This window comes from Chloroflexota bacterium, assembly GCA_016219275.1.
GTDB lineage: Bacteria > Chloroflexota > Anaerolineae > UBA4142 > UBA4142 > JACRBM01.
Genome location: JACRBM010000054.1, coordinates 115,716 through 130,213, shown reverse-complemented (window position 1 = coordinate 130,213; position 14,498 = coordinate 115,716). Strand labels below are relative to the sequence as shown.

Annotated in this window: 15 protein-coding genes; 11 read left to right on the top strand and 4 right to left on the bottom strand. The window is 58.2% G+C overall.

Annotation, left to right across the window (positions count from 1 at the left end; genetic code table 11):
• Window positions 1–5: 5 nt before the first annotated feature.
• The 10 genes from HY868_14440 to HY868_14395 all read left to right on the top strand — a co-directional run bounded on the left by HY868_14440 (window position 6) and on the right by HY868_14395 (window position 9,024).
• Window positions 6–806, top strand: a complete 801-nt coding sequence (locus HY868_14440; GenBank protein MBI5303330.1) for a 5-oxoprolinase subunit PxpA — start codon at window positions 6–8, stop codon at window positions 804–806.
• Entirely contained in the window at window positions 803–1,462 is a 660-nt protein-coding gene (gene pxpB, locus HY868_14435; GenBank protein MBI5303329.1) for a 5-oxoprolinase subunit PxpB, read from the top strand. The genes HY868_14440 and pxpB overlap by 4 nt, the downstream gene beginning before the upstream one ends.
• Entirely contained in the window at window positions 1,462–2,316 is an 855-nt protein-coding gene (locus tag HY868_14430; GenBank protein MBI5303328.1) for a hypothetical protein, read from the top strand. The genes pxpB and HY868_14430 overlap by 1 nt, the downstream gene beginning before the upstream one ends.
• Window positions 2,317–2,527: 211 nt before the next feature.
• Window positions 2,528–3,439, top strand: a complete 912-nt coding sequence (locus tag HY868_14425; protein MBI5303327.1) for a biotin-dependent carboxyltransferase family protein — start codon at window positions 2,528–2,530, stop codon at window positions 3,437–3,439.
• 145 nt (window positions 3,440–3,584) lie between these two features.
• Window positions 3,585–4,136, top strand: a complete 552-nt coding sequence (locus HY868_14420) for an NUDIX hydrolase (protein ID MBI5303326.1) — start codon at window positions 3,585–3,587, stop codon at window positions 4,134–4,136.
• A complete protein-coding gene (locus tag HY868_14415) occupies window positions 4,133–4,465 on the top strand; it encodes a hypothetical protein (protein MBI5303325.1) in 333 nt (110 codons plus the stop codon). The genes HY868_14420 and HY868_14415 overlap by 4 nt, the downstream gene beginning before the upstream one ends.
• Window positions 4,458–5,564 (top strand): hypothetical protein, encoded by a 1,107-nt coding sequence (locus tag HY868_14410; GenBank protein ID MBI5303324.1) that lies wholly within the window; start codon window positions 4,458–4,460, stop codon window positions 5,562–5,564. Before HY868_14415 ends, HY868_14410 begins: the two co-directional genes overlap by 8 nt.
• The gene (locus HY868_14405) at window positions 5,561–6,652 is read left to right on the top strand and encodes an NAD-dependent epimerase/dehydratase family protein (GenBank protein ID MBI5303323.1); all 1,092 of its coding nucleotides are present in this window, start codon (window positions 5,561–5,563) and stop codon (window positions 6,650–6,652) included. Before HY868_14410 ends, HY868_14405 begins: the two co-directional genes overlap by 4 nt.
• Entirely contained in the window at window positions 6,649–7,662 is a 1,014-nt protein-coding gene (locus tag HY868_14400) for a metallophosphoesterase (GenBank protein MBI5303322.1), read from the top strand. The genes HY868_14405 and HY868_14400 overlap by 4 nt, the downstream gene beginning before the upstream one ends.
• Before the next feature lie 102 nt (window positions 7,663–7,764).
• Window positions 7,765–9,024 carry a molybdopterin molybdotransferase MoeA gene (locus HY868_14395; GenBank protein ID MBI5303321.1) on the top strand — a complete coding sequence of 420 codons (1,260 nt, stop codon included), beginning with the start codon at window positions 7,765–7,767 and terminating at the stop codon, window positions 9,022–9,024.
• Between the two features lie 105 nt (window positions 9,025–9,129).
• Here the strand turns inward: HY868_14395 and HY868_14390 are convergent, their stop codons facing one another.
• The 4 genes from HY868_14390 to HY868_14375 all read right to left on the bottom strand — a co-directional run bounded on the left by HY868_14390 (window position 9,130) and on the right by HY868_14375 (window position 13,358).
• The gene (locus HY868_14390) at window positions 9,130–9,771 is read right to left on the bottom strand and encodes a hypothetical protein (protein ID MBI5303320.1); all 642 of its coding nucleotides are present in this window, start codon (window positions 9,769–9,771) and stop codon (window positions 9,130–9,132) included.
• A 191-nt stretch (window positions 9,772–9,962) separates the two neighbouring features.
• Window positions 9,963–11,102: a hypothetical protein gene (locus HY868_14385; GenBank protein MBI5303319.1), complete on the bottom strand. Its 1,140-nt coding sequence runs from the start codon at window positions 11,100–11,102 to the stop codon at window positions 9,963–9,965.
• Between the two features lie 184 nt (window positions 11,103–11,286).
• Window positions 11,287–12,048, bottom strand: a complete 762-nt coding sequence (locus HY868_14380; GenBank protein MBI5303318.1) for a hypothetical protein — start codon at window positions 12,046–12,048, stop codon at window positions 11,287–11,289.
• Window positions 12,049–12,176: 128 nt separating this feature from the next.
• Window positions 12,177–13,358 (bottom strand): tyrosine--tRNA ligase, encoded by a 1,182-nt coding sequence (locus HY868_14375; GenBank protein MBI5303317.1) that lies wholly within the window; start codon window positions 13,356–13,358, stop codon window positions 12,177–12,179.
• Window positions 13,359–13,730: 372 nt separating this feature from the next.
• Here HY868_14375 and HY868_14370 point away from each other — a divergent pair, with 372 nt between their 5' ends.
• The gene (locus tag HY868_14370) at window positions 13,731–14,495 is read left to right on the top strand and encodes a 4Fe-4S dicluster domain-containing protein (protein MBI5303316.1); all 765 of its coding nucleotides are present in this window, start codon (window positions 13,731–13,733) and stop codon (window positions 14,493–14,495) included.
• Window positions 14,496–14,498: the final 3 nt, after the last annotated feature.

The window sequence follows — 14,498 nt, the reverse complement described above, 5'->3', positions numbered from 1 at the left end:
CAGTTATGGAACCGTCCAATTCGCCATTCGCCATTCGCCATTTGCAAATTGACCTCAACTGCGACATGGGCGAAAGTTTCGGCGCGTACTCGATGGGCAACGATGCCGCGCTGATGCCGCTCATCACCTCCGCAAATATCGCCTGCGGATTTCACGCGGGCGATCCGCGCGTGATGGTGCAGACTGTTCGCCTCGCGTTGCAGAACAAGGTCGCGCTGGGCGCGCATCCCGGCTTCAACGACCTGGTCGGTTTTGGCAGGCGCAATCTCGACGCGACGCCGGACGAAATCGAGAGCGATGTGCTGTACCAAATCGGCGCGCTCGATGCGTTCGCGCGCGTGGAGAACGCTCGCCTTGTGCACGTCAAGCCGCACGGCGCGCTCTACAACGTTGCCGCGACGAATCCGCGCGTCGCGCGTGCGATTGCGCGTGCGGTTGCGCGTTTCGATGCGCATCTTGTGCTCGTCGGTTTGGCGACCTCGATCACAATGGCAGACGCCGCGCGTGAATTCGGTTTGCGCTTCGCGCGTGAAGGTTTTTGCGACCGCGCCTATAATCGCGATGGCGCACTTCGTTCGCGCCGCGAACCGGGCGCGCTGATTCACGATCCGCAACGCGCCGCGACCCAGGCATTGCAAATGGTACGCGATCAAACGGTAACGACACCGGAAGGTGAAACGGTTCCCCTCGTGGTGGATACGCTGTGCGTTCATGGCGACACACCGGAAGCGGTCGCGATTTTGCGCGCGGTGCGCGAGGTGCTGTCGAAAAACGATATTGAGATTCTGACAATCCGGACACGATGATTCACTCGCTTCCTCGCCTCCGCGCCGCCGGCGATTCCGCGATCCTCATCGAGTGGGCGGACGAAATCAACGACGACGTTAACGACCGCGTCCATACGTTTGTGCGATTCCTCGCCGCGCAGAACCATTCCGCAATTCACGATCTCATCCCCGCGTATTCCTCGCTCCTCGTGTGCTACGACCCTGCACGCGCGTTGTTCGACGTGATGCGCGCGTGGCTTGCGGACGCGCTCATGACCGCGCCGATTCAGCGCGATGTCGAATCGCGCGTCGTCGAAATTCCCACGCGCTATGGCGGCGAGTACGGACCCGACCTGGAATTCGTCGCGCACTTCGCGCGGGTTACACAAGAGCAAGTGGTGCGGCTGCACGCGAGTGTGTTGTATCGCGTGTACCTCGTCGGCTTTGCGCCAGGATTCGCATACCTGGGTTCGGTGCCCGAGCAAATCGCCGCGCCGCGTCTTGCGACGCCGCGCACGCGCGTGCCGGCTGGGTCGGTCGGCATCGCGGGAAAGCAAACTGGCATTTATCCGAGCACGACACCAGGTGGCTGGCAATTGATCGGTCGCACCGATCTGGCGATGTTCGACCCGCGCCGCGATTCACCGACCTTGCTACGTCCGGGTGATCGTGTGCGATTTGTGGCGGTATCTTGATGCACTCGCGCCCTGATTCGCTTCCACGCGCGCTCGTCCTTTTTGCGATTGTCGTCGCGCTGATGCTGGTGGGCGCGATGATTTGTAGCGTCGCGCTGTGGGGCGCGTCGCGCATCCCGCTCAAACCGATTATCGTACCACCCGTCGAGACCGGGACACCCACGCCGCCGTCGTTCACCGCGCTCGATCTGTGGAACGCCGCGCTCGTCGCGACGTACGAAGCCGGCGTGTTTCCCGAACCGGATAAATCGCGTGCGTACCGCGCGGTGATTTGGACGATGCGAAATCGCGTGATGAACGGACAAGGTGTTGTCAACGGCTACTCGGACGAACAGAATTTGTTGAGTCGCTACGCGTCGTATCAACAACATCGCAACGATGCGCCTGATCCGCGCGCGTTGGAGATCGCGTTCGAAGTATTGAGCGCGGCGACGAATGCCGATGATCCGATTCACGGCGCGCGAAATTTTGTGGACAACTCGTACTGGACGGGTGTGCGCGAGCAAACCGGCGCGCGACCCAGGATCGCGGGCAAGTACATGGACGCGGATCTGCAAAAGATGGTGGAGGAGGATCGGTTTATGCTCGCGGTGGAATGGCGCGCGCCGCCCGGACATCCCAAGGGCGCGTTGTTTTACGGACTATATTTTTTCGATCAATGGCCCCCGCCAATGCCGACGTATCCGCCGCCGACGGTCTTACCCACGCGCACATTCACGCCGCGTCCGACTGCGACCTTGACGCGCACGCCGACCCCGACGATCACGCTGACGCCAACTCCAACCGCAACACCTACGATGACCGCGACGCTGCCGATCACAACGCGCACGCCTACGCGCGCGCCGTACCCGTAACGCAAATTTCCAATTTGCGATTATCTGTCGCGCGGGCGGCTCACCCGCGAAAAAATGTTGAATATCATTCCAATATCTTCGCCAAGCGCGAATTAGAGCGGGCAATTTGGAAAATTGCCCCACGATTTCACACTCTTTTTTGATTGGCGAGCATTTTACCATTCAATCAGGAATTTCAAATTCGTGGCGCAAATTTCCAATTTGCGAAAAAATGTTGACGATCAGCGAACCTGGAATTTCCAACACGATTCAAGATGCCGGACGCTGGGGTTATCAATCGCTCGGCGTGCCGGTGTCCGGCGCGATGGATGCGTTTGCATTTCGTATCGCGAACGCGCTCGTTCGCAACACGCGCAACGATGCCGCGCTTGAAATTCATTCGCCGATCACACTGCAAACCGACCGCGCGCATCTCGTCGCGGTCACCGGCGACGCGCGTTTCACGGTCAACGAACGCGCGATGCCAACGTGGATGAGTGTGTTCGCGCGCGGTGGTTCGACAATTGAAATCGCGCCGCGACGCGGTTGGGCGTACCTCGCGATTCATGGCGGCGTGGCTGTGCCGCGCGTGATGAGCAGCTGCGCGACGTACGCGCGCGGCGGATTCGGCGGACTCGACGGACGCGCGCTCGCGGTCGGTGATGAAATCGCGATTGGCGAGCCATCGGTGAGCGATTTCATCGCAATGGCTGGTCGCGCGGCGAGTGATCGCGCGCGCGCGTTCGCGAATCGTGATCGCGCGATTCGCGTGACGCTGGGATCTCACGACGATTGGTTCGCGCCGGAAGCGTTTGACATATTGACGCGCGAAGAATTTGTCGTGGACGAATCGGCAGACCGCATGGGTTATCGCTTGCGCGGCGCAATACTCGCGCGACGCGCGGGCGAACTTGTGTCGTGCGGTGTGCCGCTTGGCGCGCTCCAGGTGCCCGCCGACGGTCAACCGATTGCGTTGATGGCGGATCATCAAACGACCGGCGGTTATCCGATTATCGCGACCGTGATCGGCGCGGACGTTGCACTCCTCGCGCAGAAAATGCCGGGCGAACGCGTTCGTTTTCAAATCATCGCCATCGCCGAGGCGCAGCGCGCGTGGAACGAAATGGAATCACTGACCATTTGACCGCGCGTGGTTTTCTCCGTACACTGGCGGTGATGGCAAATGGCGAATGGCGGATGGCGGATGGCAGATAGCAGATAGCAGATGGCAATTTGCAATTTGCCATTCGCTATTTGCTATCTGCCATCCGCAATTCAGCGAGGTTTGTGTGACTGACACAACGACACCCTGGCGCGTGCTCGCGCGACGAACCGTGTACGATTCGGATTGGATCGGAATGCAACAGGTGGATATCGAGATGCCGGACGGATCGGTGTGGCGCGATATTCATCTTGTAGATTACAAGCATCAAGCCGCGTCCGTTATTCCGATTGGCGACGATGGCAGGATTCTTTTGATTGACCACTATCGTTTTCAAACGAACACACGTGGCTGGGAATGCCCCGCCGGAAAAGTTGATGATGGCGAAGTGGTTGAACAAGCCGCTGCGCGTGAGTTGATGGAAGAGACTGGGCATCGCGCCGCGTCGTTCAAATCGCTCGGTCAGTATCATCCGTCGAATGGATCGAGTAACCAGATGTTCCACGTTTTTGTCGCGCGTGGCGTGACGCGTGTGGACGAAATCCAGGACACGAACGAAGTGATGGGCTTGCGCTGGTTTACGCCGCAGGAGGTGCGCGAACTCATCGCGCGCAACGCCATTCTCGATGGCTTGTCGCTTACCGGCTTGTGCTGGGCAATTGCGTGCGGGGAACTGTGACGAAAACACTCTGGCTCAAAGACGCATACTTGCAGATGATTCTCGCGGGTTGTAAGACGATAAAAGTGCGTGTGGCGTACAGCAACATCGCGCGCTTGCAGGTGGGCGATCAATTGCGCTTGAACGGTCAGCACACATTCGTCATTACGCGCATCGCGCGTTACGCGAGTTTCGACGAATTGCGCGCGCGCGAAGATGTGGATGCGATTGCGCCTGGTTTTTCGCACGAAGAACTCGGTGCGACTCTGCGCGCACTCTACCCGCGCGAAAAAGAATCGTTGGGCGTTGTCGCGCTCGAAATCATACCGGACACGGCGCCACATGGTTGATTCGATTCTTGCGGTTGCCGGATTTGTTATGGGCGCGGGCATCGTGATCGCTACACTGCTTTCCGCGATTCGCACGTTCGTCGTGCCGCGCGCCGAGCAAACCCTGCTCACACGTCTGGTCTTTCTCACGACGCGCGTGTTGTTTCGCGTGTTGCTCTGGCGACGCGAAACGTACGAAGCGAAAGATCGCTTGATGGCGTACTATGCGCCGGTCAGTTTGATCACACTTTTGCCCGTATGGTTGTCTATCGTCGCGCTTGGTTTTACGCTGATGTATTGGGCGGTCGGCGTGCCGACGCTGTACGACGCGTTCGTCGAAAGTGGTTCGTCCTTGCTGACGCTGGGTTACGTGCCGCCGCAAGGACTCGCGCAAACGATTCTCGCATACCTCGAAGCCATGACCGGCTTGATCTTGCTCTCGGTGTTGATCGCGTACTTGCCGACGATGTACGCCGCGTTTTCCAAACGTGAAGCCGCGGTAACGTTGCTCGAAGTGCGCGCGGGCGTGCCGCCTTCCGCGATTGAAATGATCGAGCGCTATCAGCGCATTCACGGGTTGCATCGTCTCGCCGAAATGTGGCGAACCTGGGAAGTGTGGTTCGCCGAAGTTGAAGAGAGCCACACGTCGTTGCCCGCGCTCAACATGTTTCGCTCGCCCGTGCCGAATCGTTCCTGGGTCACGGCGGCGGGCGCGGTGCTCGACGCGGCATCGTTCACCGCGTCCACGCTCGATGTGCCGCGCGATCCGCAGGCGGACTTGTGCATTCGCGCCGGTTTTCTCGCATTGCGCCGCATCGCGGACTTTTACAATTTTGCGTACGATCCCAGCCCCAAGCCGACCGATCCGATCAGCATCACGCGCGCGGAATTCGACGCGGCGTGCGAACGACTCGCGCGGCAAGGCGTCGCGCTCAAAACGGACCGCGAGCAAGCGTGGCGCGATTTCGCCGGGTGGCGCGTGAACTACGATACTGCACTCCTCGCGTTGTGCGATCTGACGATGGCGCCGCCCGCGCCCTGGTCGTCCGACCGATCCCAGGGTCGTGCGCGCATGGGTCTCATCGAAAAACAACAACGCAAAGCGGCGACTGCAAAATGAATTTACAGGACGCGAAAATTCTCATCACCGGCGCGAACGGATTTATCGGCGGACGACTCGCCGAACGATTGATCGCGGAAGAAGGCGCGCGGGTACGCGGGTTGGTGCGTGATGTAGGGGCGAGCCATTTGTCGAGTCCAGTCCAGTCCAGGATTCGCGATTATTATTCACAGACCGGGTATTCGCCGGAACGCGATTCTACAAATGCCTCGCCCCTACAATTCGTGACCGGCGATGTGACCGATGAAGACGCGGTGCGTCGCGCGATGGAAGGATGCGATGCGGTGTTGCATTGCGCGGCGATGCAGAGCGGACGCGCGCACCTGGACGAATATCGGCGCGTGAATGTGGGCGGTACGTTGAATCTCTTGCGCGCCGCGCGTGCGGCGAACGTCGCGCGCTTTATTCATCTCAGCACGATCAACGCGCACGGCATTCCGCCGCCGCGCGACGCGAACGCCGATTCGCCGCTCGCGTATCGCGGCGATTTCTACTCGGTGAGCAAGGCGGAGGGCGAACACGCCGCGCGCGCATTTGCAAATGCGAATGGCGTACCGCTCGTCGTGATTCGTCCCGCGTGCACGTACGGTCCGCGTTCCGGCGCGTGGACGTTGACGCCGCTCGCGCGTGTGCGGCGCGGCGCGCGTGTGTTGGTCGGCGATGGCAATGGAATGTGCAACGCGGTGTACATTGACAATCTCGTTGACTTGATTTTGCTCGCGCTGAAAAATGACGCGGCGATTAGGCACGCGTTCATTGGCGCGGAGGGACGCGGCGTGACCTGGCGCGAGTTTTACGGCGCGTACGCGTACATGCTGGGTGGAAAAAAACTCAAGCGTGTGCCGCGCCTGCCCGCGCTCGCCATCGCGACGGCATTCGAGTTGCTCGCGCGCGTACGCGGTTATCCGCCGCGCATCGCGTTATCGAGCGTGCGGTTTTATTCGCATCGCGTCGTGTTCGACATTTCGCACGCTACGCGGATACTGGGATACACGCCGCGCGTTTCGTTCGTGGAGGGAATGCGCCGCACGGCGGAATGGCTCGCGGCAAATGGTTATCTTGATTCACGCGGGAAAGCGATGAAATGAAAAACAATAAAATTTTCCTAATCCTGGGTTGTTATTTGACGCTGTTGATGTTAGTCGCATGCAGCGCTCCAACATCCGCGCCGACAGCCACGCTGCCTCCGCCTACTATTGCGCCGCCAACAAGCGCGGCGCAAGCCAACGCGTGGAAGTTTGTCGTGTTCGGCGATACGCGCGGTGATCGCACGGGACCGTCGAACGCAACGTGTGTGGGCGAAGCGGTAAATGCGCTCGCGCGCGGCGTCGCGTTGGAAAAACCGGACCTGATTATTTTTGTTGGCGATTTGGTGAACGGCACGTACTATTGTTCGCATCTAACGTACGAGCAGCAGTACGCGAATTGGAAACGCGCGATGCAACCAGTGTACGACGCGCACATTCCGATTTATCCGGTGCGTGGCAATCACGACGACGATAGCAACCCTTCGTCCACCGCGGTGCGCCAAGCATACTTGAACGCCATCGCGGATTTGCCGATTCCGACGAATGGTCCGCCAGACGAAACGCGCTTGACGTACAGTTTTACGTATCAGAACGCATTTTTCGTTGGACTCGATGAGTACGGCGCGCAAGACAATCTCGTCAATCAGAAATGGCTCGACGAACAACTTGAGCGCAACGACAAGAAATTGATTTTTGTCTACGGTCACGCGCCGGCATTTTGGGGCTCATCGGATAATTTGTCGGCGCGTCCGAAAGAGCGCGACGCATTTTGGAGCAGTCTGGGACGCGCGGGCGCGATGTATCTGACCGGGCACGTGCATCTCTACAATCGCTCGGTCATCGCCGATAAAGCTGGGCGTGCGGTGACGCAACTCGTCGTCGGTGGCGGCGGCGCTCCCTTGACCGCGTTCAAGCCAGAGTATCAAATGCAAGTTCAGGCAACGGATTCGATGCACTATGGCTTTGGAGTATTCACAATGCGCGGCAATTCGGTCGCTTTCGAGTACAAGCAGATGCTGCCAGATCGGACGTTTCGCGTGGATGACCAATTTGAATTCAAAGTGGAGTAAAACAATGTAGGGCAAGTTTCTAACTTGCCTCATTGATTTGATGTGCTAACCAAGTGGGGCAAGTTTCCAACTTGCCTCACAATTTCAGAACGGAAGGGGAATATGATTTCAGTTGAAGAAGCGCTCGCATACATTCTCAAACATTTTCAGCCGCTCGAACCGGAACGCGTTGCCTTGCTCGACGCGCTCGATCGCGTATTGGCAGAAGATGTGATCGCGGAAATGAATGTGCCGCCGTTCAACAATTCGGCGATGGATGGCTACGCCATGCGCGCCGAGGATATCGCGCGCGCGTCGCGCGAGCAACCGGCAGTCTTGCGCGTGATCGGCGATGTCGCGGCGGGGTACCTCGCCGAGCGCGCGGTCGAACCTGGGACGGCGATGCGGATCATGACCGGCGCGCCGTTGCCGCCCGGCGCGGATACCGTCGTGCGATTCGAGGACACGTCCGAAGGCGTGCAAGGTCGCGCGGCAACCAAGGGACGCGCGACCGTCGAGATTCTCAAGCGCGCGGAGCGCGGCGACAATGTGCGCCAAGCCGGTGAAGATATTCGCGCGGGTGAGGTCGTTATGCCGCGCGGCGCGATTGTGCGCCCGGCGGAAATCGGCGTGCTTGCGTCCATCGGCAAAAGTCAGGTCGCGGTGCATCGGCGTCCGCGCGTCGCGATTCTTGCGACCGGCGATGAACTCGTCGCGATCAACGAGCCGGTCGCGCCCGGCAAAATTCGCAACTCGAACGAGTACTCGAACGCGGCGGCGGTTTTGCGCGCGGGCGGCATTCCGATTCAACTCGGCATCGCGCGCGATAACATCGCCGACCTCACCGCGAAAATTCGCGCGGGGTTGGATGCGGACGCGGATTTGTTTCTCACGAGCGCGGGCGTGTCGGTCGGCGATTACGACATCGTGAAGGATGTGTTGAACGCGGAAGGCGAGATGCACTTTTGGCAAGTCAAGATGAAACCCGGCAAACCGCTCGCATTCGGTGTTCTGCGCGGCAAGAAGAGTGTGCCTTTGCTGGGATTGCCCGGCAATCCGGTCAGCGCGCTCATTTCGTTCGAAACGTTTGCGCGTCCCGCGATTCTGACGATGCTCGGCAAAACAAAATTCGCGCGACCAACAGTGCGCGCGATTTTGCAAGAAGATGTGGAGAATGCGTCCGACCGCCGCAATCACATTCGCGTGCAGGTCGAAAAACGTGGCGAGGGTTTCATCGCGCGAACGACCGGCGAGCAAGGATCGGGTGTGCTCACGTCGGTGTCGAAAGCGAACGGATTGTTGGTGATTCCGGAAAATGTCGCGCGGGTGCGCGCCGGCGAGACAGTCGAGATTCAAATGCTCGATTGGGGTGAGGTGCAGTAGGACGTGGTAGGGGCGAAGCATTCGCCGGATGTTGATGCTTTGATAATCGTGCATCGAATGCGATGTGACTGACAGCTGAATCTCCGTTTGGTGAATGCTTCGCCCCTACTGTCCGCATCCAATCTGCATAGACACATCGTCAATGAAAAAGTTTGTAGGGTTGGAACTATCGGTTTTCGCAAAGAACGCTAGTTGAATCGTTTGCCCAGCATAGTTGCCGGTCGGCGTAATGACGCGTTGCGCCCAACTCGTTCCCCAGTCGCCGTCCCATAAATCGTAAAGTGTTTCGAGTGGAACACCGGCGCTGTTGCGAATTTGTATGCTGACATGGTCGTTCGTGAGCGGATTCGTTTCCTGGGTGTTGACCACGAACCAGAAACTCATTCGCATTGTCGTCGTCCACGCGGGAACGGTGGCAGTTTGCCATACGCTTTCGGTGAGCGAATCACTTCCACCCAACCATACCTTCCATGCGCCGTAGTGAGTTGGATTAGGCGATGGAATCGAGGAGCTGTCGAGGATGTTGCTCGCCGCTGTACTAGTGGTTACCCAAGACGTATTTGGCAGACCGGCTTCGAAACTCCAGTCGCTCATCATTTCGCGCGAGCATCCCGCGACAATCATTGGCATAAAGATGCGCGAGGGCGTGGGGTTTTGCGCGCGTGCGGGCGCGGGAAGAACGAGCAGCGCGATGCCGATGCCGAGTGCGATTAACAGCCCAGCCCAAACAGGTTTGCGACGAAGCATTCCGAATCCTCCAAGTCGAGTTGTTCGCCAATTAAAAAACGAAGTGTGAACTTGTGGGGCAATTTTCCAAATTGCCACCCAGATTCGCGTTAGGCAAATTGGAAATTTGCCCTACGAATTAGAAAAACGCGAGCGCGGACACTTGCATGGGGCAAGTGTCCGCGTTCTTTATTTTGTTCCAGAGTGCCTGATTACTTGGAGACTGCGCTTGCAGACCCAAACGTGTTGGTCGTCGTAATCGGGCGTTTCGTTTCGATGCGCAGCGCGTTCACCGTGCCATCGTTTTGCAAAATGCCTTTGACCTCGACGGGCTTGCCGACTGCCGGCGCGCCGTTCGATTGTTGAACCTGGGTTTGCGCGGTGACGTGAATCGTCAAACCATTCACTTTCCAATCGCCGATCCAGCCAGTCGTATTCGGCAGTTCTTGCACGATCCCATAAAACCGGATGTAACGCACCGGCGGCGTGATGGTGGGCGGGACATCCGAACGAACTTCGATCTCACGGGCGTTCACCGTGCCATCGGTGAGTGCGGTCCCTTTGACGTGCACGAACGCGCCGACCTTGGCTTTTTCGGGATGCTCGATCTTCGTCTGCGCTGAAACATGCACCGTGCGCCCGCTCACCGTCCAATCGCCGATCAACCCGGACGCCGGTAATTGCTCGATGCGCCCGAAGAATTCGACGGGCAAACCAGGCGGTGGCGGCGGTGTCTTGACTTCGATCTCGCGCGCGATCACGGTGCGATCGGGCAACACCCAGCCCTCAACCTTGACGAACGCGCCAACCTTGGCTTGTCCTTCTTCTTGAATGATGTTCGTTGCCGATGTAACGTGAACCGTAACCAAGCGATGTCCATTCGAGGTACGCGTCGGCGTAATCGGCTCGTTCAAGCCGATGCGGATCGTCCAATCGCCGATCAAGCCGGACGCCGGCAACGTGTCCACAATGCCAAAGAACTTGACCGGGATGCCGTTGCTCAGGTCGGGCAAGACGCGAATCAGAAACGCGTTAATCGAACCGTCTGCCTGCGCGATTCCTTCCACTTCGACGAGCGCGCCCACTTTGACCGCGCCCATCGTTTGATCAATTCGGGTTGTCGTTGTGATATGCGTGGTGACCGTTTGGGAAATGACTTGCTGTGACAGGTACCGTCCTTCAATCGTCCAATCACCGATCAAACCGGACACAGGCAAGCTCTTGATCAGTCCCACGAAACGTACCGGGTGCGCGTTATCGGCGAGTGTCACCTCGCTGATCGAGAAGAACAACGCGAGCGCGAGCAACAGCAAAGCACCGAGCACAAGCCAACGCATTGGAATTTTTCGCATACCGTTTACCTCCCTGTTGAATCTGCCAACTGCGGGATATTGTACACGCGTATCTCGGTTTGAGGGATACGACCGCGGTACTATCCGCGCCGATGGCATTTGGTTGTTGCGACTACACTGATTGAGACGCCCAAACGCGTCGGTAGATACGGGTGGCGTAAAACGCAACGAAAATGGATTGGCGCTATTTGACGGTAAAGGTTACTACGCGTTCCAGGGTTCCATTCACAGAGATTTCCACGCGATACGCGCCGACTGGGTTGTTGCCACCCAACGTGAAATCAATGTTGCGCGTTCCCTCGATTTCGGATAGTTCGGCTTGGTCAATAAACGTATTGCACGCGACCGCGCTCACATCGCTCGCATACCACGCGGCTTTGATTTTGGTATACGCCGGCGCGTTCTGGGTTGCGACGACCGCGTGAATGGTCGCGGCGCGCGCGAATTCGGTTGTCGGATTCACTGGGTCGTACGTGTCCGCATTGACACTCCGCGCGAGCGTCACGCTTTTGACCCAGCCCGATGTTTTCGTCTGCGGTGTGATTGCCGGACAGCGACTCGTTGGGGTTGCCGTTGCGCTCGGCGCGAGTGTGGTGGATGCTCGCGTCGTCGGTGTCGCGCTAGCCATCGCGACTGATGTGGGTGCGAGTGCTCCGGGTGGGCGCGTGGTCGGGGATGCGCTCGCGCGTGTCGGCGACGCGGCGCTCGCACGATTTGCGGTTGCGCTGGGCGCGGAGGTCGGCGCGGCGAGTGGCGCGGCGACAGTCGGTGACGCCAACGCGGTCGTCGCCGTCAACGCGGTCGTCGCCGAGGGTTCAACCTGGGCAAGGATGATTGGCGCTTCGGTTGCGGGCGGCGCGGCGCTAAACAAATTGACGGACTGACACGCCAATGTCAAAGCCGTTATGAGTACGAACACAAACGCGCGTAGATGAGTTGGATTCATTCGTGGATCACTTTATTTGACGCTGGATCGCGCAAAACGGTACGGGGGTTGGACTCGTAACGCGATACCGCCGACAACGGAAGGACGCGTTGCCGGCGGCATAAATTTGATGAAAAGCGCACGAGGTCTCACGCGGTCAGTCGCACAAACTTGCGACGTCCCACGCGCAACACAGCTGGCTGCGCAGGGATCTGCTCATCACTCTTTTCGATGACCACATCGTCGAGACGCACGCCGCGTTGTTCGACAAGCCGGCGCGCTTCACTGCGCGACTCGACCGTTTTTGCGGCGACCAGCAAATCAATGATCGGCATCGCGCCAGGCATGGCGAAGGTCGGCATATCGCTTGGTAGTTCGCGTTGCTGGAACACTTTGACGAATTCCGCTTCGGCATCGCGCGCGGTGTTCGCATCGTACAATTGCGCGATGATTTCGCGCGCCAAACGCATTTTCAAATCGCGCGGGTTGACGCTGGCGCTTGCCATCGCGTCTGCCATCTCGGCAATCTCAGTGTCCGGCACGTCGGTGACGAGTTTAAAATACTCGACGAGCACATTGTCCACGAGCGACATGACTTTGCCGTACATATCGCTCGGCGCGGCGCGCACGTCAATCGTGTTGCCAAACGATTTCGACATCTTGCGTCCATCGGTGCCGACGAGCAAGGGAACGAGAAAAACTTCTTGCGGCGTTTTGCCCAGCATCGCTTGCAGTTTGCGTCCCTGCAAAATGTTGAACTTTTGATCCATCCCGCCGAACTCGACATCCGCATCAACCGCGATCGAATCGTACGCTTGGAGCAACGGGTACATCAATTCCATCAACGAGAGCGGTTTGCCGTCTTTGACGCGCTTGTCGAACGTTTCGTGTTCCATCATATCCGCGAACGTAAAGCGCGAGGTGAGATTGAACACATCGGCGAGCGAGAACTTGCCGAACCATTCGCTCTGCCAACGAATTTCGGTTTTGCTCTGGTCCACAATGACGAAGAATTGATCCATGTACGTTTGCGCGTTGACCTGTACTTGATCGTGCGTCAACATCGTGCGCGATTCATCGCGCCCGGAAGGATCGCCAATTTGCGCGGTCCAATCGCCGACGATGAGCACGACGGTATGCCCCAAGTCTTGAAGTTGGCGCAGTTTTCGCATGCCGACCGCGTGACCGACATGCAAATCCGGCTTGGATGGATCGAAGCCCATTTTCATACGCAATGGTTTGCCGGCGGCGAGACGTTTACGCAAACCTTCCTCGCTGATGATTTCGGCGATGCCGCGTTTCAAAATATGATCGAGTGAGAGCGTGGACATGATGGATCTCCTGATTCCGATTTGCGCGCATTATACCACAGCATCGCAGTCTGGTGAAAAACGGTTCAGCGTGAATGCAAAATTGTCTCAATCTCCGCGATTGTGAAAAAATTGACAGTATGCCGCGTGTTTGTTATAATAATTACAAAGTACGGGTAACAATCTGTCTCGTCTGATTTCCTGATTAAGGGTGTACTTTCGGCGGGCAGTGGGCTTTGCAGATTGATTTACTCTAGCGGAGAACGCTTTTGTGTGCTTGAACGCAAAGGCGTTTTTATTTTTGCAAGGAAGCGTACTCAGTCAGAGAGGAGGCGGTGCTGGGAAAGGAACTGGAACGACCAAGCAAGACATTATTGATCGGGGGAGAAGAAAATGGAAAATCAAAGAGAAGCAAACACCAGCGATGTGACCCTGGGTGATGCTAGCCCATTGTCCGTCGCGATTCAGATGCCGATTTCACGCCGCGATTTTCTCCGCGTGGCTGGGATCGGCTCACTCGGCATTGCTTTGCCGTATTTTCTCCCGGCAGAAGTCGTGGCGGCTTCGCCGGCAGAACAAGGATATGGTCCGAATTCCAAAGGCATGGTGATCGGCGATCCCTCGCGCTGCACGGGGTGTCGTCGTTGCGAGATTGCCTGCACCAGTTTTAACGATGGTCGCAATGAGCCGACGCTTGCGCGTGTCAAGGTTGGGCGTAATTTGAACTTTGGTCCAGGCGGCGCACAGTTGGGTTATCGGCGCGGCGAAGGGCATTTCGGAAACTTTTTGCTGGTTCAAGATACGTGTCGCCAGTGTCCACACCCGGTGCCGTGCATGAGCGCGTGCCCGAATGGCGCGATTGAAATCGTCGCGCCGACTAACGCGCGTGTGATCAACGTGGACAAGTGCACCGGTTGTCGCTTGTGCCAAGCCGCGTGCCCCTGGGCAATGCTGGCGTTCGACGAACAAGCGAAAAAATCAACCAAGTGTCACTTGTGCAATGGCGATCCTGAATGCGTCAAGGCGTGCCCAAACAGCGCGCTCCGCTATGTGCCGTGGCAAGATCGTACCAAGGACATTCCACCGCGCTGGACGATACCGGGCTATGTGGCGTCGCCGCAGAGTGTGTCGAGCACATGCGGTTCGTGCCACAAGTAACAG

What these genes read in the sequence shown, in the direction of transcription:
- HY868_14440 (MBI5303330.1), top strand. Translation starts at nt 6, where the DNA reads ATGGAACCGTCCAATTCGCCATTCGCCATTCGCCATTTGCAAATTGAC.
- pxpB (MBI5303329.1), top strand. Translation starts at nt 803, where the DNA reads ATGATTCACTCGCTTCCTCGCCTCCGCGCCGCCGGCGATTCCGCGATC.
- HY868_14430 (MBI5303328.1), top strand. Translation starts at nt 1,462, where the DNA reads ATGCACTCGCGCCCTGATTCGCTTCCACGCGCGCTCGTCCTTTTTGCG.
- HY868_14425 (MBI5303327.1), top strand. Translation starts at nt 2,528, where the DNA reads ATGTTGACGATCAGCGAACCTGGAATTTCCAACACGATTCAAGATGCC.
- HY868_14410 (MBI5303324.1), top strand. Translation starts at nt 4,458, where the DNA reads ATGGTTGATTCGATTCTTGCGGTTGCCGGATTTGTTATGGGCGCGGGC.
- HY868_14405 (MBI5303323.1), top strand. Translation starts at nt 5,561, where the DNA reads ATGAATTTACAGGACGCGAAAATTCTCATCACCGGCGCGAACGGATTT.
- HY868_14400 (MBI5303322.1), top strand. Translation starts at nt 6,649, where the DNA reads ATGAAAAACAATAAAATTTTCCTAATCCTGGGTTGTTATTTGACGCTG.
- HY868_14395 (MBI5303321.1), top strand. Translation starts at nt 7,765, where the DNA reads ATGATTTCAGTTGAAGAAGCGCTCGCATACATTCTCAAACATTTTCAG.
- HY868_14390 (MBI5303320.1), bottom strand. Translation starts at nt 9,771, where the DNA reads ATGCTTCGTCGCAAACCTGTTTGGGCTGGGCTGTTAATCGCACTCGGC.
- HY868_14385 (MBI5303319.1), bottom strand. Translation starts at nt 11,102, where the DNA reads ATGCGAAAAATTCCAATGCGTTGGCTTGTGCTCGGTGCTTTGCTGTTG.
- HY868_14380 (MBI5303318.1), bottom strand. Translation starts at nt 12,048, where the DNA reads ATGAATCCAACTCATCTACGCGCGTTTGTGTTCGTACTCATAACGGCT.
- HY868_14375 (MBI5303317.1), bottom strand. Translation starts at nt 13,358, where the DNA reads ATGTCCACGCTCTCACTCGATCATATTTTGAAACGCGGCATCGCCGAA.
- HY868_14370 (MBI5303316.1), top strand. Translation starts at nt 13,731, where the DNA reads ATGGAAAATCAAAGAGAAGCAAACACCAGCGATGTGACCCTGGGTGAT.